At 43.5% G+C, this 19,993-nt stretch carries 19 protein-coding genes and 4 tRNA genes; 21 read left to right on the plus strand and 2 right to left on the minus strand.

All coding sequences use genetic code 11. The features are described 5' to 3' along the window. The first annotated feature begins 108 nt into the window (after window positions 1-108). Both WH214_RS12605 and phoU read left to right on the plus strand, forming a co-directional pair. On the plus strand, window positions 109-1,437 hold the full coding sequence (locus WH214_RS12605) for a TolC family outer membrane protein (protein ID WP_339421835.1): 1,329 nt from the start codon (window positions 109-111) through the stop codon (window positions 1,435-1,437). A gap of 89 nt (window positions 1,438-1,526) precedes the next feature. Continuing rightward, the gene (gene phoU / locus WH214_RS12610) at window positions 1,527-2,243 is read left to right on the plus strand and encodes a phosphate signaling complex protein PhoU (RefSeq protein ID WP_004692799.1); all 717 of its coding nucleotides are present in this window, start codon (window positions 1,527-1,529) and stop codon (window positions 2,241-2,243) included. 501 nt (window positions 2,244-2,744) lie between these two features. Here the strand turns inward: phoU and WH214_RS12615 are convergent. Further along, entirely contained in the window at window positions 2,745-3,017 is a 273-nt protein-coding gene (locus tag WH214_RS12615) for an oxidative damage protection protein (protein ID WP_004978611.1), read from the minus strand. A gap of 12 nt (window positions 3,018-3,029) precedes the next feature. Then, a complete protein-coding gene (gene argH, locus WH214_RS12620) occupies window positions 3,030-4,463 on the minus strand; it encodes an argininosuccinate lyase (protein ID WP_058868743.1) in 1,434 nt (477 codons plus the stop codon). Between argH and WH214_RS12625 the strand changes: the two genes are divergently transcribed. The 19 genes from WH214_RS12625 to WH214_RS12715 all read left to right on the plus strand — a co-directional run. After that, complete coding sequence (locus WH214_RS12625; RefSeq protein WP_171500536.1) at window positions 4,454-5,608, plus strand: sensor histidine kinase; 1,155 nt, start codon at window positions 4,454-4,456, stop codon at window positions 5,606-5,608. The genes argH and WH214_RS12625 overlap by 10 nt on opposite strands. A gap of 51 nt (window positions 5,609-5,659) precedes the next feature. Next, window positions 5,660-6,400, plus strand: a complete 741-nt coding sequence (locus tag WH214_RS12630) for a LytR/AlgR family response regulator transcription factor (protein WP_114837602.1) — start codon at window positions 5,660-5,662, stop codon at window positions 6,398-6,400. A gap of 117 nt (window positions 6,401-6,517) precedes the next feature. Further along, on the plus strand, window positions 6,518-7,438 hold the full coding sequence (hemC, locus tag WH214_RS12635; RefSeq protein ID WP_339993481.1) for a hydroxymethylbilane synthase: 921 nt from the start codon (window positions 6,518-6,520) through the stop codon (window positions 7,436-7,438). A gap of 12 nt (window positions 7,439-7,450) precedes the next feature. Continuing rightward, on the plus strand, window positions 7,451-8,230 hold the full coding sequence (locus WH214_RS12640; RefSeq protein WP_339421833.1) for a uroporphyrinogen-III synthase: 780 nt from the start codon (window positions 7,451-7,453) through the stop codon (window positions 8,228-8,230). Further along, complete coding sequence (locus tag WH214_RS12645) at window positions 8,227-9,069, plus strand: hypothetical protein (protein WP_339421832.1); 843 nt, start codon at window positions 8,227-8,229, stop codon at window positions 9,067-9,069. The genes WH214_RS12640 and WH214_RS12645 overlap by 4 nt, the downstream gene beginning before the upstream one ends. A gap of 4 nt (window positions 9,070-9,073) precedes the next feature. Continuing rightward, the gene (locus WH214_RS12650) at window positions 9,074-10,267 is read left to right on the plus strand and encodes a heme biosynthesis protein HemY (RefSeq protein WP_339421831.1); all 1,194 of its coding nucleotides are present in this window, start codon (window positions 9,074-9,076) and stop codon (window positions 10,265-10,267) included. A 7-nt stretch (window positions 10,268-10,274) separates the two neighbouring features. Continuing rightward, the gene (locus tag WH214_RS12655; RefSeq protein ID WP_339421830.1) at window positions 10,275-10,703 is read left to right on the plus strand and encodes an acyl-CoA thioesterase; all 429 of its coding nucleotides are present in this window, start codon (window positions 10,275-10,277) and stop codon (window positions 10,701-10,703) included. 151 nt (window positions 10,704-10,854) lie between these two features. Then, window positions 10,855-11,178, plus strand: coding sequence for an H-NS histone family protein (locus WH214_RS12660; RefSeq protein WP_004692786.1), 324 nt, complete (start codon window positions 10,855-10,857; stop codon window positions 11,176-11,178). Window positions 11,179-11,375: 197 nt separating this feature from the next. Next, window positions 11,376-12,086: a type II secretion system protein N gene (gene gspN / locus WH214_RS12665; RefSeq protein WP_339422957.1), complete on the plus strand. Its 711-nt coding sequence runs from the start codon at window positions 11,376-11,378 to the stop codon at window positions 12,084-12,086. Continuing rightward, entirely contained in the window at window positions 12,086-12,910 is an 825-nt protein-coding gene (locus WH214_RS12670) for a type II secretion system protein N (protein ID WP_339421829.1), read from the plus strand. The genes gspN and WH214_RS12670 overlap by 1 nt, the downstream gene beginning before the upstream one ends. Window positions 12,911-12,949: 39 nt before the next feature. Continuing rightward, entirely contained in the window at window positions 12,950-15,301 is a 2,352-nt protein-coding gene (gspD, locus tag WH214_RS12675) for a type II secretion system secretin GspD (RefSeq protein ID WP_339993485.1), read from the plus strand. An 87-nt stretch (window positions 15,302-15,388) separates the two neighbouring features. Then, the gene (locus tag WH214_RS12680) at window positions 15,389-16,132 is read left to right on the plus strand and encodes an FHA domain-containing protein (RefSeq protein ID WP_339421827.1); all 744 of its coding nucleotides are present in this window, start codon (window positions 15,389-15,391) and stop codon (window positions 16,130-16,132) included. 85 nt (window positions 16,133-16,217) lie between these two features. Then, window positions 16,218-16,886, plus strand: a complete 669-nt coding sequence (gene gph, locus WH214_RS12685) for a phosphoglycolate phosphatase (RefSeq protein WP_339421826.1) — start codon at window positions 16,218-16,220, stop codon at window positions 16,884-16,886. A gap of 111 nt (window positions 16,887-16,997) precedes the next feature. Continuing rightward, window positions 16,998-18,491 carry an anthranilate synthase component I gene (gene trpE / locus WH214_RS12690; RefSeq protein ID WP_339421825.1) on the plus strand — a complete coding sequence of 498 codons (1,494 nt, stop codon included), beginning with the start codon at window positions 16,998-17,000 and terminating at the stop codon, window positions 18,489-18,491. A gap of 98 nt (window positions 18,492-18,589) precedes the next feature. Continuing rightward, window positions 18,590-18,665, plus strand: a tRNA-Thr gene (locus WH214_RS12695). 53 nt (window positions 18,666-18,718) lie between these two features. Beyond that, window positions 18,719-18,802 (plus strand) — tRNA-Tyr (locus tag WH214_RS12700). Between the two features lie 41 nt (window positions 18,803-18,843). Continuing rightward, window positions 18,844-18,919, plus strand: a tRNA-Gly gene (locus WH214_RS12705). Between the two features lie 17 nt (window positions 18,920-18,936). Next, window positions 18,937-19,011 (plus strand) — tRNA-Thr (locus WH214_RS12710). 146 nt (window positions 19,012-19,157) lie between these two features. Further along, window positions 19,158-19,993 (plus strand): elongation factor Tu (locus WH214_RS12715; RefSeq protein ID WP_339993488.1); only part of this gene is annotated, 836 nt, incomplete at its 3' end.

Genomic DNA, 19,993 nt, shown 5'->3' on the forward strand with positions numbered 1-19,993 from the left:
TGCTATTGTAACCAGTGCAATAAAAAATATACGAAAATAATGACAACTCGTTTTAGTATAGCGTTGCTCAGAACGAGGCCAGTGAGGCGGAAAGGTGGACCAAAAACAATGAAGATTAAATGTGTCCTAGCCAGCTGTGTGTTGTTTTTCGCGCCGTGGAGTCATGCCTTGGATTTGGTCGACGCTTTACAACGCGCCAAAGTTAATGATCCCAACTGGCAAGCCAATTTACTCCAATATGAAGCCGATCAACTCAATTTAGGCATTGCACAAGGCAATTTACTGCCTACCATTAGTCTGTCTGGCAATGTGACTCGAAAAAATCAACCCATTGGGCAGGTGAGTTCGATTCTTTCCATGCCCGATACGACCACCACCAAACAAGTGGCGATTACGGCGCGCCAACCCCTTTTTCGTTGGGATGCGTGGGAAGGGTTGAAACAAGTTAAGACCTCCCTCAGTTTAAGTGACGTCAATTTGCAGCTACAGCGTCAGCAGCATATTTTAGAGGTAACGGAAGCCTATTTTAATGTACTGCGCCAACAAAGTTTAACTGCAGCTAATTTACAAGAAGAACAAGCTCTACTTGAGCAACTGAATATGATGAATGCCAAACTCAAAGAGGGTTTGGTGGCAAAAAGTGATGTGAGTGAAGCTAATGCACAGTACCAAAGCGCACAGGCTAACCGCATTGCGACGCATGTACAACTGGTCTTGGCGCAAGAACAACTGGCGCAAATTATTGGGCCTTATCAAGAAAACTTGGCAGTGCTACGTGAAGACTTTCAGTTTCAAAAACCTTATCCTGCAGAACTTTCAGCATGGACTAATTTAGCTCTCGCACAGAACCTAGGCATTCAGCAGGCACGCTTGCAACAGCGCTATGCTGAAGATCAAAAACGGGTTGAACAAGCTGCGTTGTATCCGCAAATTGAAGCTGTGGGAAGCTATGGTTATAGTGAGCAGACTCCTGAGAATATTATGTCGACCAAAGGCAACTTTGATCAGATTGGTATTGAGATGAATTGGAATGTCTATACGGGGGGGCGAACCAAGAAGTCGATTCAAAAAGCCGCTGTTAACGTCAAAAAATCTGAAGCCGAATTGGATGCCGCTATCCGTAAAGCTAACACCGAGGTGAAAAAGTCTTATTTGCAAGTGGAAACAGACCAAGCCAAGTTGCAAGCACGTAAAGCTGCCATGGAATCATCCAGCCTCGTCTCTCGTGCCTCACAAGCGCAGTATCAAGAGGGCTTAAAAACCATGGTCGATGTTTTACTGGCACAGCGCAATGCCTTTTCAGCCAAGCAAGACTATGTCAATGCTAGGTATGACTATCTGATCAATGTCTTGCATTTAAAGGCATCTGTGGGTAAGTTGACTGAACAAGATATTCAAGAAATGAATGCATGGTTGGTGGACAAAGCACGCTTATAAAAGGGTCTTGTCATCAAATCTTCACAATTGCTATGCTTTAATATCGCTCAATCTTTAGTCCCTCATGATGTTGCTGTGGAGTACGTCCTTTGCCAAATAGTCCTGTTTTAAACCATCACATTTCTTCGCAGTTCAATGAAGATTTGCAGGATGTGAACACCAAATTTATGACCATGGGTGGTTTGGTAGAGCAACAAGTGGCAAATGCAATTCATGCGCTACTCGACACCGATGCCAACTTAGCGGTCGATGTTCAGTTTAAAGACAATGCGGTGAATCAGCTCGAACGTGAAATTGATGAAGCCTTGACCTTGATTTTGGCGCGTCGTCATCCTGCTGCGATTGATTTGCGTATGGTGATTGCGATGTCGAAAGCCAATACCGACCTAGAGCGTATTGGTGATGAAGCGGCGAAAATTGCTCGTATTGCGCAAAGCTTATGTGAAGACGGTGAATCTCCTCGTGGTTATATGGAAACGCGTCATATTGGTAACCAAGTCCGTGTCATGATTCATGATGCCCTAGATGCTTTTGCACGTTTAGATGCAGAACAAGCGCTACGTGTGATGATGGCTGATGCTGATATTGACCGTGAATATCAATCTGCAACACGTACTTTGATGACTTATATGATTGAAGACCCGCGTCATATTGCCCGTGTGATTAATGTGATGTGGGTATTACGTTCATTAGAGCGTATTGGCGATCATGCACGGAATATCTCTGAGCAAGTGATTTACATGGTGAAAGGCTTGGATGTGCGTCATACCAGTTTTGAAGAAGTTGAAAAACACATCCAAAAATAAAAAATAGCGTATCTTATTTTTCAAGCACAACTTCGGTTGTGCTTTTTAATGGTTGCTTAGTTTTTGGATAAAAAAAATCTCAGACTTTGGGGGGAAATCTGAGACTAAAATCGGGGATATTTATCGTTATCGATAAGAGGTTTCCCTCTATCCTTGAATGCCATTATAGGAAAGATGTTTTTCTGCGTCATGTAGGTTCTTGTAGTGTAATGTTGAGTTTTGCAATGGTTGTGTAGCACTATGTTTACACTTAATTATTTAGATACAAATAGCTGTTCTATAACGTAACTGGGTCATCAATATGTCATCTATTTGGGGGTTGGTCATCCCTGTGCTTGGATAGAACATTGTACTAATAAAAAGAAAAGCCCCGATGTTGGGGCTTTCAAATGTGCAACTACGTGCTTCGCTTACTTTAGATAATTTTCAGAGCAATACTCTATTGGTCACGCCAAGCATAGCTTTTCATCTTGCAGCGTGGCGGAGCAGTGCTCCGCTTTATCACGCCTCAGGCTTTAGGCCTTCAGCTTTTTCTAATGATTCATCATTGTTAAAGAACTTCTCACGTTGTTCTTCAAGAAACTTTTTCGCATCAGGTTCAAACACATTTAGGCGTTTTTCATTGATTAAAGTGGTTTGGTGCTTTAACCATTCTCCCCAAGCCTGCTTGGAGATGCTTTCAAAAAGTTCTTGGCCTTTTGCGCCAGGGAAAGGTGCAAAGTCTAAACCTTCCATTTCTGTTTGATATTTACGGCAAAAAACTTGTCGAGTCATACCTAGACGTCCTTATTGAGCATAAAGTTTTTCTAAACGCGCATGGGCACGTTCAATGGCAGCTTCTACTTGCGCAGGTGCAGTTCCACCAATGTGGTTACGCGCATTGACTGACGCTTCAAGGGTCAGTGCTTTTTCAAATACATCAGCTTGAATTAAGTCAGAGAACTGTTGAAGTTGTTCTAAAGTTAATTCAGAAAGATCTTTTGACTCTTGTACACCTAAAGCAACGGCTTTACCCACAATTTCATGTGCATCACGGAAAGCCACGCCATTTTTTACAAGGTAATCAGCCAAGTCAGTTGCCGTTGAGAAACCACGCAGCGCTGCTTCACGCATGATTTCAATGTTTGGAACCAACGCAGGAATCATGTCTGCAAAAGCCATGAGCGAGCCACGCACGGTATCAATCGCATCAAACAACGGTTCTTTGTCTTCTTGGTTGTCTTTGTTATACGCCAACGGTTGACCTTTCATCAGTGTTAATAAGCTCATCAGGTCGCCATACACACGACCTGTTTTACCGCGTACTAACTCTGGAACATCTGGATTTTTCTTTTGTGGCATGATTGAAGAGCCAGTGCAGAAACGGTCTGGAATGTTTACAAATTTAAACTGTGCAGACGTCCAAAGAATCAGTTCTTCTGACATGCGTGATAAGTGCATCATGATCAGCGAAGCCGCAGCATTGAATTCAATACCGAAGTCACGGTCAGATACAGCATCGAGTGAGTTTTCAGAAACAGCTTCAAAACCCAGTAACTCTGCTGTAAATGCGCGGTCGATTGGGTAAGTGGTACCCGCAAGTGCTGCTGAACCTAAAGGCATACGGTTAGTACGTTTACGACAGTCAATGAGACGCTCAGAGTCACGCACTAACATTTCAAACCATGCTAGTAGGTGGTGACCAAAAGTCACAGGCTGTGCCGTTTGTAAGTGAGTGAAGCCCGGCATAATGGTGTGCGTGTTTTGCGCAGCAATACTCAAAATACCTTTTTGTAATTTTTTTAGTAATTCTAGAATGGCATCGATCTCATCGCGGACATAGAGGCGAATATCGGTTGCCACTTGGTCATTACGGCTACGACCGGTGTGGAGCTTTTTACCTGTGATGCCAATCCGTTGAGTCAAACGCGACTCAATGTTCATGTGCACATCTTCTAGGTCGATACGCCATTCGAATTGACCCGCTTCAATTTCAGCTTGAATGGTGTTTAAGCCATTGATGATGTCATCACGTTCTTGTTCTGTCAGAACGCCAACTTTTGCAAGCATGGTCGCGTGAGCAATAGAACCTGCAATATCTTGTTTATAAAAGCGTTGGTCAAATTGTACAGATGCTGTAAATTCAGCAACAAAGGCATCAGTAGCTTCAGAGAAACGACCGCCCCACATACCCGAAGTTTGGGCTTGTGACGGATTTGAGGAATTAGAAGATGTGGTCATGTCGGCTCAATAAGATAAAAAGCGGTAGAACTCGCATGAGTATAACAAATTCAAGACAACTTGCCGAAGTTCAAGATGCGCAAAGTTTAACTTCCAGCATGGCTAAGCCAAATATCTCTTATTTATTTAGCAAAATCGTGCAATGGCCGCATTTGTTGGAATTATTTGTTGGTGGAAATTTGTTGGCAATGCTGTTGGCTTTAGCCGAGGCACAGTCTTGGTCAAACTTGGTGTTTGAGCATGTACTCGGCTATATGCTTTACATTAATTGGGTTTTACTGTCATTTGCTGCGCTAATGCAATATGGACAAAAAAAGTTGCAAGATTTGAGTCTGGGTATGACTTTATTGTCAGGCTTTTTTCTATTGCAGATCATTGTGTTGGTGACCACGCTGAGCCTTAATATACTGATCTTCTTTGGAGCTAATTTTAGTTTCAATGGTTTGACTTCAGCCATCTTATGGAATGATGTGGCTTTGCATTTGGGTTATGGTCTGCTGTTGGGAAGTTTTTGTTTTCGCTATTTGTACTTAAGAGAACAGTGGTTTAGGCAGCAAAACAGTGAGCTGAATGCACGGGTGCAGGCGATGCAAGCCCGTATCCACCCGCATTTTTTGTTTAATAGTTTAAACAATGTGATTTGCCTGATCGCGATTGATCCAGATAAAGCCGAACAGATGTTGCTCAATCTATCGCGTCTGTTTAGAGCCAGTTTCCAAGAGTTAAAACTGGTCAAGCTCAGTGATGAAATTGAGTTGTGTCAGCGTTATTTGGCGATTGAGCAAATTCGTTTGGGGGATCGTTTACAGGTTGAATGGAAAATCGAGCATGCCGAATTATGTAAGCAGGTACAAATTCCACTCTTAACTTTACAACCTTTACTTGAAAATAGTATTTTTCATGGTGTTGAAAAATTTTTAACTAAGAGTACGATAAGTGTACTGATTGAAATATTGCAAAATCAAGTTAATATCGTCATAACCAACCCATTTACAAAGGAAACAATTCATAAACGACAAGGACATGGTATTGCCATTGAAAATGTAAAGCAGCGTCTAGAGGCATATTTTGGGCGAACTGTGAGCTTTCAAACCTATGCAGGGGAGGGAATGTATACCACTGTTGTGCAGTATCAATATAAATAAGCCGCAGTGAACCTATAAAAATAAACAAGGTGACTGTTGGGGAGGAGATAAATGGACATCCTAATTTGTGATGATGAGCCTTTAGCAATCGAACGTTTGTCTAGATTGGTGAGTCAGCTCGGACATCAAGTGGTGGCAACAGCCTCACATGGTCAACAAGCAATTGAATTAACTCAACAATATGAACCAGATGTGGTACTTTTAGATATTCAGATGCCAGAAATGGATGGGTTGACCTGTGCGCATTATTTGCGTCAGCTTGAGCCGATGCCTGCTTTGGTGTTTTGTACGGCTTATGATGAACATGCGCTTGATGCATTTAAGTCACATGCTGAAGGTTATTTATTAAAACCAGTGATGCAACAGGAATTGCAACAGGTGCTTGGTCACCTCACTAAATTAACCCAAGCTCAAATGAGCGAGATAAAACAAAAAGAAAATATGGATGAATTTAACGTAAAGCGACATCAAATCGCAGCGAAAACCTATCGTGGTGTGGAATTGGTTCCCATTGAAAATATTTATTATTTTTTGGCGGATCAAAAATATGTCACGGTACGCCACAAAAACGGCAGTGTCTTAATTGATGAGACCTTAAAAGACTTAGAACATGAGTTTGGGGATGCCTTTATTCGTATTCACCGTAATGCCTTGGTTTCAGTTCACTTTTTAGAAGGGCTTGAAGTGGTTAACTCTGGGCAGTATCAAGTGCGTTGCCGTGAGTTAGATGAGCGCTTGGCGGTGAGTCGACGGCATTTGCCGGGCTTGCGCGAGCGCTTACATAGGCTTTAGCACGCCAATTTAATGGCTCTGCTGCTGATGAGACGGGGCGCTTTGGGCTGAATACATTTCCAATGGGGGAAATTCAGTTTAAGATAGTTTCACTCTTATTGGCACATACTAAAATTTATGAAAACCCTAAAGATCGCTACTCGACAAAGCCCACTTGCCCTTTGGCAGGCTGAACATATTCGTGCTCGTTTAGAAGCATTGCATGCGGGGCTCACAGTAGAGTTGGTGACTTTTGTTACCCAAGGGGACAAAATTTTAGATACGCCATTGGCAAAAATTGGTGGCAAAGGTTTATTTGTCAAAGAGCTTGAAGCAGCGTTATTGGATGGTCGTGCCGATTTGGCAGTGCATTCGATGAAAGATGTTCCAATGGCTTTGCCTGAGGGGTTATCGCTGGCCGTCATTTGTGAGCGTGAAGATCCTTTAGATGCCTTTGTGTCGAATAGCTATGCGAGTTTTGATGCATTGCCACAAGGGGCGAAGGTCGGCACCTCCAGTTTGCGCCGTAAATGCAAAATTTTAAAACAACGACCTGACCTAGAGATTATCGATTTACGTGGCAACGTGGGAACGCGTTTATCTAAATTGGATGCAGGTCAGTACGATGCCATTATTTTGGCCAGTGCTGGATTAAAACGTTTAGGGTTAGCCGAACGCATTCGTCATACCATTCGCCCAGAGCTCAGTTTACCCGCTGTGGGTCAGGGTGCTTTAGGGCTTGAGTGCCGAAGTGATGATCAAGCGGTATTGGATTTAATTCATCCTTTATTACATGTAGAAACTGATACTTGTGTTCGCGCTGAACGTGCTTTCAATGCTTATCTTGAGGGTGGATGTCAGGTACCCATTGCAGGCTATGCCACTTTAGCAGACAACCGCATCCAACTCGAAGGGCGTGTGGGGAGTGTCGATGGGCAAACGCTCCTCAAAGCACAAGTGGCGGGTGATGCCGCTGAAGCCGAGCATTTGGGTGTTGTCCTTGCACAAGAGTTATTGGCTCAAGGTGCAGGTGACTTACTCAAAGCCTTTTATCACTAATATTTCTTAACGATGCTGTTTATTAATACGCGCCCAATTGATCGCGCGGTAAGCCTCACTCAAGCACTAGCGCAACAGGCTGTTGAAGTCTATCCATTGCCGTTACTGGAGTTGTTGCCTAGAGCATGGAGTCATGACCTAGAGCGCTTGTATCAGCAGCTAGTGTACACCCAAGTGATCGTAGTGGTCAGCCCAAGTGCTGTGCAGTTTGGTATGGCACATTTGCTGCAAAGCGGTTTAACGGTGTCCGATTTACAGCATATTCAATGGATTTCGGTCGGGCAAAAAACAGCGCAGGCTCTGGCTGAATATGGTTTGGAAAGTGTGGTACCTGAGGTGGAAACCTCAGAAGGGATGTTAAAACTGCCTGTTTTGCAGAACTTGGCCAGTGATGCGAGCATTGCATTTTGGCGAGGAGAAGGTGGGCGTCAGTTTATGATGGACACCTTAATGCAACACGGGCGTCTTATACTGAACTTTGTTTTGTATGAGCGTCATTGTCCAAATGAAACGATGCAGCAACAGGCTGAACTAATTCAATGTTTATCAGAACATAATCACTACGTCGCACTGATCAGTAGTGAGGCCAGCTGGCTGAATTGGTTAGCTCTGCTGGACTCAAATATTCAGCTCCTGCAAAAGGGACACTTTTTGGTGTTGGGTGAGCGTTTGGCACAGATCTTGAAGCAGTATCAACAGCAAATGCATGTGCCGTTTAAAATGAGTGTACTGAAAGATTTAAAGACAGCCACGATTGTACAGTTGTTACAAAGTGAGCAAGGGAACGCATGAAGAAGATTCTTATAATTGTATTGATGGCTGCATTGGCGTGGATTGCGAAGCTAAGTTATGACGTATGGGGACTGAGTACACAGCAAGCCACTTTGCTCAATGAAATGCACCAAATCGAACAGCGCAGCGCCAATTTGAACGATCAAGTCGTGGCTATGCAGCGTCAAAAAGAAACTTTGAAACAAGACTCAACAGCAGCGAAGGTGACGAGTAGCGAACCCGCCGAATTGGTGGTTGAGGGCATTGATCCAATTTTGTTTATTAAGCAACAGCTGGACTTGGTTGAGTTTGCCTTAAAGCAACAGCAGTATGTGGTGGCCACCGATAAGCTGGCCTATTTAGATATGCAGCTGGAAAAATATAACTTGGCTGTGGCGTTGAAGCAAAGTTTGCATCAGGTGATAGCGCGAGATATGCAAACCATTCAGAAATTTGTGGCTGAGCGCAATGAGCAGCAAGCGCTGATTAACCGTCAGCTGCAACAGATTGATCAGGCTTTAAGTCGGGAAATACAGCAACCTCAGTTAAACACCACGCGCGATACGTCCGAATCCTTTTGGAAGCAATGGTTAAGGCTCGAACCTGCGCAAGCACCTGCAACAGCGTTAATGCAACGACAAATCGTGCTTAAAGAAGCCCAGTTACGCTTATTGTTAGCACGCCAAGCCTTAGCTGCAGGGCAATATACCGAATATCAAAAAGACTTAACCGAAGTAATGCTGTTGATCCAGCAACTTCCAGACCCTAAAGCCAAAGAGCTGCTGAAACAGCTGAATAGGCTGAAAACATTGGTGGTTGTCCCAACGCCTATTTTAAGTACGCGTGCGTTGTTGGGGTAATGGAATGAAACAAATACTGATTGCTTATGGTTTGGTGAGTTTAATTGCAATTGCTGCATTGAGTGTCTTGAGTTATGGGCATGGTACTGGTTATGTCTACGTGTTTTGGCATGACTGGCAGTTACAAACCAATCTCTGGATCGTATTTATTGCGCTAGCGCTGCTCAGTTTTAGCTTGCATTTGGTTTGGTTAGGGCTAAAACGGTATCTCAGTCGAGAAAAACGTAAAGCGGAAACCGTTTTTGATTTTAAAAATTTGCATCCTTATGAACAACTGGCTGTGATTTGGCTGTTGGATGCAGGTCGAGATCAACAAGCTTTTATTCAAAATGCCTTCGCGCAGTCGGGCTTGCTCAAAAGTATTATCGATGCACGTTTATATTTGATGCAGGAGCAGTTCCCTGAAGCCTTAAGCGCCTTGAGCCAAAGCAATGCCATGGCTTTTGAGTTGGCTGAACTGCAGCGTATTGAACTGTTTTTAGCACAAGAAGATGCAGAACAGGCTTTAACCCATCTAGAGTTTCTCAATCAACATGAACTTTCACCTTGGCTTAAAGATGTGCAAACCGCTTATGAAGCGTGTTTAAAAGAGCTATGGGGGCGTTTTGCGATTCAGTTTCCATGGCTGTATTTACGCTCAACCCAATATGGTCATTTAGATCAAGATGTGAAAAAAGCATGGCTGAAGCGTTTGTTGATGAAATTTGATCAAGCCAATTATGAAAATTTAGAGGATTTAAAACAACGTTATTTGGACTTGTCTGATCAGATTTTCAGCCGCGGTTATGATGTTCAACTGCTATGGCTTAAGTTATTAGCACGTATGCCAGACATGAGTGAACAGCACGAACACTTGTCGATTTATTTGCTCAATCAGCAGTTCAATTCGGAAGTATTTTATTTGTGGTTCCAGCAGCAACTTTTGAAACAGCAACCCGATTATGTGGACTTGCAGCAACACATTGAAGCATGGGAAGCGAAGTATACGAGTGTGCCGGTTTTGAGTTTTGCCAAGTGGCATATTTATACTGCTTTAGGCATGCAAGAGCAGGCAGATGCGTTATTAAGTTTATATCCAGATAATGTATTAATGAACTATTTAAGAATCAAATCGACTTTAAATGGTGATGAAGATTTAATTAAACAGTTAAATTTAATTTTTGAAAATAATGCAAATTTTGTAGAAATGAAAATATAGGTGCATAATGCAGAGCGTTTTAGATTACCCATTGGTTTATACTCAACACGTGGCTTGGGGAGATATGGATGCCTTTGGTCATGTTAATAATGTCATGTATTATCGTTATGTTGAAAGTGCGCGTTTGGCTTATATTGAACATACGGGTATTTTATCTGCGGATGTGTTAACTGTTGTTGCATCAAATCAGTGCAAATATTTAAAACCAGTATTTTATCCAGACCAATTAAAAATTAGTGCACGTATTGAAGAACTCAGAAATAGTGCATTTCGTATGCACTATTTATTATGGAGTGAACAGCAACAATCATTAGTTGCGGAAGCAGAAGCAGTCATTGTTTGTGTCGATAAAACCAATATGCAGAAAACATTAATTCCTGAACTGGTGCGTCAAAAACTCAAAGAATTTGAGTTAACGGTCGGTCACCAAATATAAATATCTTTTTATTTATTTTAAAAGTCGCTAGACTATATAAATACTGTCTAAGTATTGTTGTTTAAGTCATGGATGAGTTGAGTCTTTGGTCTAATCAAAATATTATTAAATAGACTCAGTAAATAAAATGTTGGTTAATGGAGTTAATGTAATGCCAGATATTAGTAATTTATCCGTAGAAGAGTTAAAGCGTCTACAAATCGAAGCGGAAGCTTTAATTGCATCTAAAAAAGATCAAGCAATTGAAGATGCTTATACCCAAATTAACGCGATTGCGGAAAATGTAGGCTTAAGCATTGAACAAATTTTAGAGTTTGGCGCGACTAAGCGTAAAAAAGGCACACGTAAGTCGGTTGAACCGCGTTACCGTAACAAAGGCAATGCTGCTGAGACATGGACTGGCCGTGGTAAGCAACCACGTTGGTTGGTGGCTCAGTTAGAAAAAGGTGCGAAGCTTGAAGATTTTCTAATCTAAGTCATCACCTTGTCACAGATGTGACATAAGCTCAAAAAACCAAGCATCATCTGCTTGGTTTTTTTTATAGTTAAAGTTTGGTGTTGTTGTAAAATTATGCATAATGTCTATCAAAGAAAGACAAGAAATGAAGCAAGGAAGAATAATTGAAAGTTCGTGGTGGGAGAATCACAAAACCTAAATACATCACGTGGTGGATGTTTGCAGTCGTTGCCTTTTTAAATTTTGTTTTGCTGCAAATTCCTGCGGCATGGCTCATTGCAAAATTTTATAAAAACAACCAAGTTTTACATAACGTCAGCGGTAATATTTGGCATGGACAGGCCGATTGGCAAACTGGAAAATTGCGTGGAACTGTGCTTTGGACCACCCGACCTTTAGATTTACTGCTCCTTCGTGCAGGTGCGAATCTCGAAATTTATAGTGCCAATACCAAGCTTGAAGGCGTTTTGGCCTATGGGTTTGGGAAAAAAATAATGGTGCGTGATTTAAACGGACAAATTGCACCTGAAACGTTAAAGTCGTTGGCCAATTGGCAATGGCCGAGTAATGCGATTCAGTTACAAGAAATTGATTTTAATTATAAAAAAGAGCAGGGATTTGACCAAGTAGATGGGGGAATACAATGGGCAGGCGGCGAACTCATGTATATCTTTGCGCAGCGCCCACAACAAATGCAGATTCCATCGTTAGCGGGTCGTTTGTCGCAGGAGCAAAATAAGCTGATGATCGATTTGCGCGATCAACGACAACAAAAACTGATGAACCTGACCATCGACTCAAGTCTGATGTTAGATGTGCAATTAACCCAGCGTCTCATGTTGAATGTGCCTTCATATCAAGGTAAAGCAGGCCTAGATAGTTATGTGGTGAGCTCGCGTCAGCCTTTACTTAGTGGGGGCTTTTAATGGGTTTCGATCTGCAAAAACTACCAGAGCTGAATCTCAAACAGTTTGAACGTATAGCACCACTGTGCTTAATGCTTTTGATCTTGGCATTATGCTGGAAGTTGGCTGGCTTATTTTGGCTTTGGGTGGCGCCACCACAAGTCATGCAAATGCCACGCGTTGAATTGGGTTCGCAGCAACCTCAAGTTCCGAATATTACCAATTTTGCGTTATTTGCAGAGCAAAGTAAGAATCCCGCAGATGATCAGCTTAATTTACAGCTACAAGGTGTGGTGGTTGGGCAACCCAGTCAGTTCTCATCTGCCGTGATTAAGGCAAATAATGTAGCAGAGCGCTATCGGGTGGGGGAAAACATCGAAGGCAGCGCTTATTATTTGTCAGAGGTGTATTGGGATCGCGCGATTCTCAAAAATAACAGTGGACAAACCCGAGAATTGTTTTTTCAGGGGATTGATAATTTAGATCAGCAAATTGTGCCCCCAGCAACAGCACCCGTTGCAGCGCCTGCTGTGAGTCAAGAGCAGCAAGCATTAGGCCAAGCAGTACAGAACTTACAACAAGATCGTGAGCAATATTTAAAAGATTTGGGTGTAAATACCAATAATACAGGGCAAGGTTATCAAGTCACTGAGCAAACACCAGCTGCACTGCGAAGCCGTTTAGGCTTGCAGGCAGGGGATCAGATTATGTCTTTAAATGGTCAAACGATCGGACAAGGGCAAAACGACGCGCAGTTGTTAGAACGTGCGCGCCGTGAAGGACAAGTAAAAATAGAAGTGAAACGTGGTGATCGTATCATTACGGTACAACAGAATTTTCAGTGATCGAACATCACCAATATTAGTTAGGAATGACTTGGATTTATGGCTTTATTGAATCACCGCCCTGTTTGGGCACTGACAATCGCAGCGCCTTTGCTTGCCATGGTGAGTACAGCCAGCTATGCACAAACGTGGAAAATTAATCTGCGCGATGCAGACTTAACTGCATTTATTAATGAAGTTGCGGATATCACTGGGAAAAACTTTGCAGTTGATCCACGGGTACGCGGCAATGTCACGGTGATTTCAAACAAAGCATTGAATAAGCAAGAAGTCTACGACTTGTTCTTAGGGGTCTTGAATGTCAACGGTGTGGTCGCGATTCCTTCTGGTCGGACCATTAAAATTGTGCCTGACAGTAATGTCAAAAGTTCTGGCATTCCCTATGATGTTCGTCACCGCGCCACAGGCGATCAGGTTGTGACGCGGGTGATTTGGCTGGAAAACACCAATGCCAATGACCTGATTCCTGCACTGCGTCCATTGATGCCGCAGTTTGCACATTTATCTGCGGTGAATGGCACCAATGCACTGATTGTGTCAGATCGCGCCAGCAATATTTATCAGCTTGAGACGATTATTCGTAACTTGGATGGGACGGGACAAAATGACATCGAAGCGGTGTCGTTGCAGTCGAGTCAGGCTGAAGAAATGATTGGATTACTAGAAAGTATGAGCGGAACGGGCTCGATCAAAGATTTAAAAGGTTCCAGAATACGGATCATTGCAGATAATCGAACCAATCGGATTATTCTAAAAGGAGATACCGCGACGCGTAAACGTATTCGCCAAATGATCGAGATGCTGGATGTGCCTGCTGCGGAGCGTTTGGGGGGCTTGAAAGTGTTCCGCTTAAAATATGCCAGCGCCAAAAGCTTATCCGAAATTTTACAAGGTTTGGTCTCAGGGCAGGCTGTTAATTCTAGCGAGTCTAACGACAGCAATAACAATAGTAATTCGAGCTATAACCAAAGTAATAGCTCGAGTGAAGGTTCATCTTCACAGATTTCTACCCCAAGTATTAACTTAAATAGCCAGTCCAATCGCAATCAGAACAACATCACCAGCTTTAACAGTAATGGGGTCAGTATTATTGCCGATAGTTCGCAAAATGCGTTGGTGGTCAAGGCTGACCCTCAGTTGATGCGTGAAATTGAGTCCGCTATTCAACAGTTGGATACCCGCCGTCAGCAAGTCCTGATTGAGGCGACTATTCTCGAGGTGGAAGGCAATGATGCCGACCAGTTGGGCGTGCAATGGGCGATGGGTGATTTAAGCAGTGGTGTTGGGATTATCAATTTTGACAATATTGGTTCGAGTCTCAAGAGTATTGCTGCAAACTATTTACCGGGGGGCGGGGCGGGGGCTGCAAGTGCAATTGGCGCGGGTGGTTCGTTAATCCTTGGGGATTATAAAGAAGGCAGTGATGGCTCGCGTCAGTTATATGGCGCGATGATCCAAGCACTAAAAAGTAATACCAAGTCGAATTTGCTGTCTACACCATCGATTGTCACTATGGACAATGAAGAGGCTTATATCGTCGTGGGTGAAAATGTGCCCTTTGTAACAGGCTCAGTTTCTACCACCTCTTCAGGTACAGCCAACCCTTACACCACCATCGAGCGTAAAGATGTGGGTGTGACGCTTAAAGTGGTGCCGCATATTGGTGAAGGTGGCACCATCCGCTTAGAGATTGAACAAGAAGTCTCGGATGTCAAAACCAATAAAGGTGAAGCACAGGATTTGGTCACCAGTAAGCGTGCGATTAAAACTTCGGTCTTGGCGGAACATGGCAATACCATCGTTTTAGGCGGCTTGATTTCAGATAACACATCTTATTCACGCCAATCGATTCCAGGCCTTGGTGCAATACCGGGACTAGGGCGTTTGTTCCGCTCAGATGGTAAGTCAGATCAGAAACGCAATTTGCTGGTTTTCATTCATCCGACGATTGTGGGGGATGGTGAGTCTGCACGTCGCCTTTCTCAGCAGCGCTACAGTCAGCTTTATAGCTTGCAGTTGGCCATGGATAAAGATGGTAGCTTTGCTAAGTTGCCTGAAAATGTCGATGATGTCTTCCAACAGCGTTTGCCTGTGACACCAACCAAGCCGACCTTGCCACAATCGTATCAACAGGTGCCAAGCAGTCCAACCACAACGCAACCGATGGTTGAAACAACGCCTGTGGCTATTGAACCTGCGATTCGTAAACAGCCGATTGCTAATGTTCCTAAAAATACCACCTCGCGTCAGCTATATCCAATGGTTCATCCTCAGATTGGCTTGAACCTGATGATGGAAAATGTTCAAGGTGCTCGTGTGGCACAGGTGGTATCGACAAGCTATTCCATCCCTGAGCGATATACTGAGAATGTCTCGATAGGTTCAGCCTAGCTGTCCTGCCATTCATCTGTGAGGGAAGGTGAAATGGTAAAGAATATTCTCTGTGTTATCATAAATCAGCACATAGAGAGATAAGTCATGACTTGGAAAATACAAGCAATTACTGGCGAATTAACGGGTCAGGAAATTAGCATTGACCGTGATATGTTGGTCGGTCGTCATCAAGCAGCGGATATTTTATTACAACAATCTGAAATTTCGCGTAAACATGCGGCCTTTTTACTGAAAGACCAGGCTTTGTGGCTACAAGACTTGGGTTCTTCAAATGGCACATATGTGAATGATGTGCAAATTGCGGTAGAAACACTGTTGAAGCAGGGTGATATCGTCCAGTTTGCAAGCTTAAAGTTTTCGGTCTTTGAGCCTGCTAAAGCGTTAGAAGACGTGGTGGAATCGGTAGAGGCGGCAACTTTGGGTGCAGCTGTGGTTGAAGCGCCGATTAGCCAGCCATCTGAAGCAGTAGCTGCTTCAGAAACGGCCCAAGCGGAAGTGAGTGCTGATGCGCCTGTTGTTGAGCCAGTACAGCCGAAAACGGCAGCACAGCATATGAGCGATCAGGGCATGCCTGAGCTAAAAGAACGCGATGGTAATGTGAGTTTAACGCGTGACGGTATGCCGCAAAATGTCGGTATTCCGAAACCCGCGCCTATTCCTGCAGGAGTGGATTTGACTGCGCCTAGCGTGCCTCAGGTTGAGAACAACGAGGCTCCAAAAGTACAGGTTGAACAAGAGGCTGAAACTCAGAAAAATGCCTCGCTGGGGTTAATCTCGATTATTGTTTTGATTATTTTAGCGATTATTGCTTGGCTGATGTTCAAATAAAACGCAGATCACACTACAATCAAGGCATGCACAAGCATGCCTTGATTGTTTTTGGGCAGTACATGATAAAAATGGGTGAGGGTGAATGAATATTGCAAATGTGGCACAGCGAGAGGTTTTACTTTTCGATCTAGATGGAACCTTGGTGGATTCAGCAACAGATTTACATCGTGCCATGAATATGAGCCTGAATGCATTGCAACTGCCTACCGTTACTGAAGCACAGGTGCGGGTCTGGGTTGGTAAGGGAACAGCGCTGTTTTGTCAAAGTACCTTGCAACATTTAACAGGTAAAGTTGATCCTGCCCAGCAACAACAATTGTTGGATACGTTTTTAAAAATTTATAATGCCGACCCATGTGTGGAAACTCAGCCTTTCGATGGCATTCTTGAGTTTTTAGAATGGGGCTTGGCACAAAAGAAAACCATGATTTGCGTGACCAATAAACCTGAAGCGCCTGCACGTGCTATTGTCGATCATTTAGGCATGACCCATTATTTTGCTGATGTCATCGGCGGCGATCGTTTCGAAGAGCGTAAGCCACATCCGCGTCAATTGTTACACTGTGTTGAGCAATATGCGCAAAGCAAAGATCAGGTCTTAATGATTGGGGACTCATCTAATGATGTTGAGGCTGCACGTCGTGCGGGTATTGATTGTGTTGTGGTCAGCTATGGCTATAATCATGGTGAAAATATTTTAGACTGTCAGCCACAGCAAGTGGTGGATAATCTGTGTGAACTGATCGGGTAACTTTGCAAACGAAGGAATGAACATGAGTAAACATATGACTTTTCGATGGCGAAACTCAAACCACTAATTTTAAAAACTGATCACGCCATATTGAAAAAATAGAGAACACTCATGACAACGCAAACTCAATTCGATCAACTCAAAATAGCAGGTTATAACCTGATTCCAGTCTATCGTCAGCGCTTAGCCGATACCGAGACACCATTGTCGGTCTTTGCGCGCCTGAAAGAGCATAAGCAAGCCTATTTGTTTGAATCTGTGGAAGGTGGAGAGAACTGGGCACGCTATTCCATTATTGGTTTAGGTGAATCTACCGTTTTCTCATGCAACGCGGGTGAGCTAACCATTCAACAAGCCAACGGCACCATAGAAAAGCAACCCTGTACAGATCCGTTTCAATTCATCCGAGATTTTCAATCGAAATATAAAGTACCTACTCAAGCTGATTTGCCTGCTTTGCCAAGTTTTACCGGTGGTTTGGTGGGCTACTTTGGTTATGATGCTGTACGTTATATTGAACCGCGTTTAAACAACGCGCCAGAAGCAGATCCAGTGGGTTTGCCTGATATTTGGATGATGTTGTCTAAAACAGTGATTGTGTTTGATAACTTAAAAGATACACTATTCCTGATCGTGCATGCCGATGTGGTTGACGCGGATGCGTATAGCCAAGCCCAGCAGCAACTGGATGCATTGGAAGATTTGCTTGCAACGCCAATTAGTCTAAAAGCCACGCCGCATACTGCACCGCATTTTGAGTCACTCACGGGCAAAGCAAAATTTTTAGAATCGATTGCAACGGTGAAAGAGTACATCCGTGCAGGCGATGTGATGCAGGTGGTACCAGGGCATCGTATGGTCTCTGACTTCGATGGTGAGCCTTTACAAGTTTATCGTGCGTTACGTCATTTGAACCCATCGCCTTATTTGTTCTTGGTGCAAGGGCAAACTTTGGAAAATAATCAACCTTTTCATATTGTCGGTTCTTCCCCTGAAATTTTATCTCGCCTTGAAAATGGGATTGCAACCGTACGTCCGCTGGCAGGAACACGTCCACGTGGTAAAACCAAAGAAGAAGATTTAGCACTTGAACAAGACTTGCTGTCGGATGAAAAAGAGATTGCTGAACATTTAATGCTGATTGACTTGGGTCGAAATGATGTCAGTCGCGTCTCGAAAATTGGCAAAGTGCAAGTGACTGATCAAATGGTGATCGAACGTTATTCACATGTCATGCATATTGTTTCCAATGTGCAAGGCGAAGTTCGTGATGATGTGGATGCATTGGATGTTTTTAAAGCAACTTTTCCCGCAGGCACACTTTCAGGTGCACCAAAAATTCGTGCGATGGAAATTATTGACCAAGTTGAGCCCGTAAAACGTGGGATTTTTGGTGGTGCTGTTGGTTATTTAGGCTGGCATGGCGAAATGGACATGTCGATTGCGATTCGTACCTGCGTTATTCGTGAAAATAAGGTCTATGTTCAGGCAGGAGCGGGGCTTGTTTACGACTCAAATCCTGAATCTGAGTGGAATGAAACCCAAATAAAAGCTCGCGCAGTGATCAAAGCGGTTGAATTATCATCAAACGGATTGATTTTGTGAGTTTTTGACGTTTTTTTTGAAAAAAACACTTGCAAGGATTTTGAGTTTTGCTAAACTGCACACCGTTCCGATACGAAACGTACGAAACACTAAGAAACGCCGGCATAGCTCAGTTGGTAGAGCAACTGACTTGTAATCAGTAGGTCCACAGTTCGAATCCGTGTGCCGGCACCATCTTAGAGAGTTGAGTAAGTTAAGTAAAGAACGACACTGAAGTAAGTGTAAATGGTGAGGTTCCCGAGCGGTCAAAGGGGGCGGACTGTAACTCCGCTACGAAAGTTTCGAAGGTTCGAATCCTTCCCTCACCACCAATTTTAAGACTTCAAGAAAGTGGTCTTTGTACCAACATCGTGCGGGAGTAGCTCAGTTGGTAGAGCGGTAGCCTTCCAAGCTACATGTCGCGAGTTCGACCCTCGTCTCCCGCTCCATTTGAAGTTTTATATTTGCTCTTATAGCTCAGTGGTAGAGCACTCCCTTGGTAAGGGAGAGGTCTCGAGTTCAAATCTCGATAAGAGCTCCAGATTACAGTTTAGTAGAATTTCTACAAATTTTTAAAGAAGCAGGCTTATTAGTCTGCTTTTCAAGTATTTGGTGTTTGATTTTTTAGGCGATGTGTCGATACTGAGTTGTTTATACCTGTGTTCGACGTAAACGAGGAAGATGAACATGGCTAAGGCTAAGTTTGAACGTAATAAGCCACACGTTAACGTGGGCACAATCGGTCACGTTGACCATGGTAAAACAACTTTAACAGCTGCAATTGCAACTGTATGTGCGAAGAAATTCGGTGGCGAAGCGAAAGACTACGCTGCAATTGACTCTGCACCAGAAGAAAAAGCACGTGGTATTACAATTAATACTTCACACGTAGAATACGATTCTCCAACTCGTCACTACGCACACGTAGACTGCCCGGGCCACGCCGATTATGTTAAAAACATGATTACTGGTGCTGCTCAGATGGACGGCGCGATCCTTGTATGTGCTGCGACTGATGGTCCAATGCCACAGACTCGTGAACACATCCTTCTTTCTCGTCAGGTTGGTGTACCTTACATTCTTGTATTCCTTAACAAGTGTGACCTTGTTGATGATGAAGAACTTCTTGAATTAGTAGAAATGGAAGTTCGTGAACTTCTTTCTACTTATGACTTCCCAGGTGATGACACTCCAGTTATCCGTGGTTCAGCTCTTCTTGCACTTAACGGTGACGCTGGTCAGTATGGCGAAGAAGCAGTTGTTGCTCTTGTTGACGCACTTGACACTTACATTCCAGAGCCAGTACGTGCAATCGACCAAGCATTCTTAATGCCAATCGAAGACGTATTCTCTATTTCTGGTCGTGGTACAGTAGTAACTGGCCGTGTAGAAACTGGTATTGTGAAAGTAGGCGAATCAGTTGAAATCGTTGGTATCCGTGATACTCAAGTAACTACAGTTACTGGCGTAGAAATGTTCCGTAAACTTCTAGACGAAGGCCGTGCGGGCGAGAACTGTGGTGT

It is taken from the genome of Acinetobacter sp. MYb191 (assembly GCF_037572605.1).
Taxonomy (GTDB): domain Bacteria; phylum Pseudomonadota; class Gammaproteobacteria; order Pseudomonadales; family Moraxellaceae; genus Acinetobacter; species Acinetobacter johnsonii.

Excerpts from the sequence above, each read along its gene's own strand:
- WH214_RS12605 (WP_339421835.1), top strand. The coding sequence starts at position 109 with ATGAAGATTAAATGTGTCCTAGCCAGCTGTGTGTTGTTTTTCGCGCCG.
- WH214_RS12615 (WP_004978611.1), bottom strand. The coding sequence starts at position 3,017 with ATGACTCGACAAGTTTTTTGCCGTAAATATCAAACAGAAATGGAAGGT.
- WH214_RS12625 (WP_171500536.1), top strand. The coding sequence starts at position 4,454 with ATGTGGTCATGTCGGCTCAATAAGATAAAAAGCGGTAGAACTCGCATG.
- argH (WP_058868743.1), bottom strand. The coding sequence starts at position 4,463 with ATGACCACATCTTCTAATTCCTCAAATCCGTCACAAGCCCAAACTTCG.
- WH214_RS12630 (WP_114837602.1), top strand. The coding sequence starts at position 5,660 with ATGGACATCCTAATTTGTGATGATGAGCCTTTAGCAATCGAACGTTTG.
- hemC (WP_339993481.1), top strand. The coding sequence starts at position 6,518 with ATGAAAACCCTAAAGATCGCTACTCGACAAAGCCCACTTGCCCTTTGG.
- WH214_RS12640 (WP_339421833.1), top strand. The coding sequence starts at position 7,451 with ATGCTGTTTATTAATACGCGCCCAATTGATCGCGCGGTAAGCCTCACT.
- WH214_RS12645 (WP_339421832.1), top strand. The coding sequence starts at position 8,227 with ATGAAGAAGATTCTTATAATTGTATTGATGGCTGCATTGGCGTGGATT.
- WH214_RS12650 (WP_339421831.1), top strand. The coding sequence starts at position 9,074 with ATGAAACAAATACTGATTGCTTATGGTTTGGTGAGTTTAATTGCAATT.
- WH214_RS12655 (WP_339421830.1), top strand. The coding sequence starts at position 10,275 with ATGCAGAGCGTTTTAGATTACCCATTGGTTTATACTCAACACGTGGCT.
- WH214_RS12660 (WP_004692786.1), top strand. The coding sequence starts at position 10,855 with ATGCCAGATATTAGTAATTTATCCGTAGAAGAGTTAAAGCGTCTACAA.
- gspN (WP_339422957.1), top strand. The coding sequence starts at position 11,376 with ATGTTTGCAGTCGTTGCCTTTTTAAATTTTGTTTTGCTGCAAATTCCT.
- WH214_RS12670 (WP_339421829.1), top strand. The coding sequence starts at position 12,086 with ATGGGTTTCGATCTGCAAAAACTACCAGAGCTGAATCTCAAACAGTTT.
- gspD (WP_339993485.1), top strand. The coding sequence starts at position 12,950 with ATGGCTTTATTGAATCACCGCCCTGTTTGGGCACTGACAATCGCAGCG.
- WH214_RS12680 (WP_339421827.1), top strand. The coding sequence starts at position 15,389 with ATGACTTGGAAAATACAAGCAATTACTGGCGAATTAACGGGTCAGGAA.
- gph (WP_339421826.1), top strand. The coding sequence starts at position 16,218 with ATGAATATTGCAAATGTGGCACAGCGAGAGGTTTTACTTTTCGATCTA.
- trpE (WP_339421825.1), top strand. The coding sequence starts at position 16,998 with ATGACAACGCAAACTCAATTCGATCAACTCAAAATAGCAGGTTATAAC.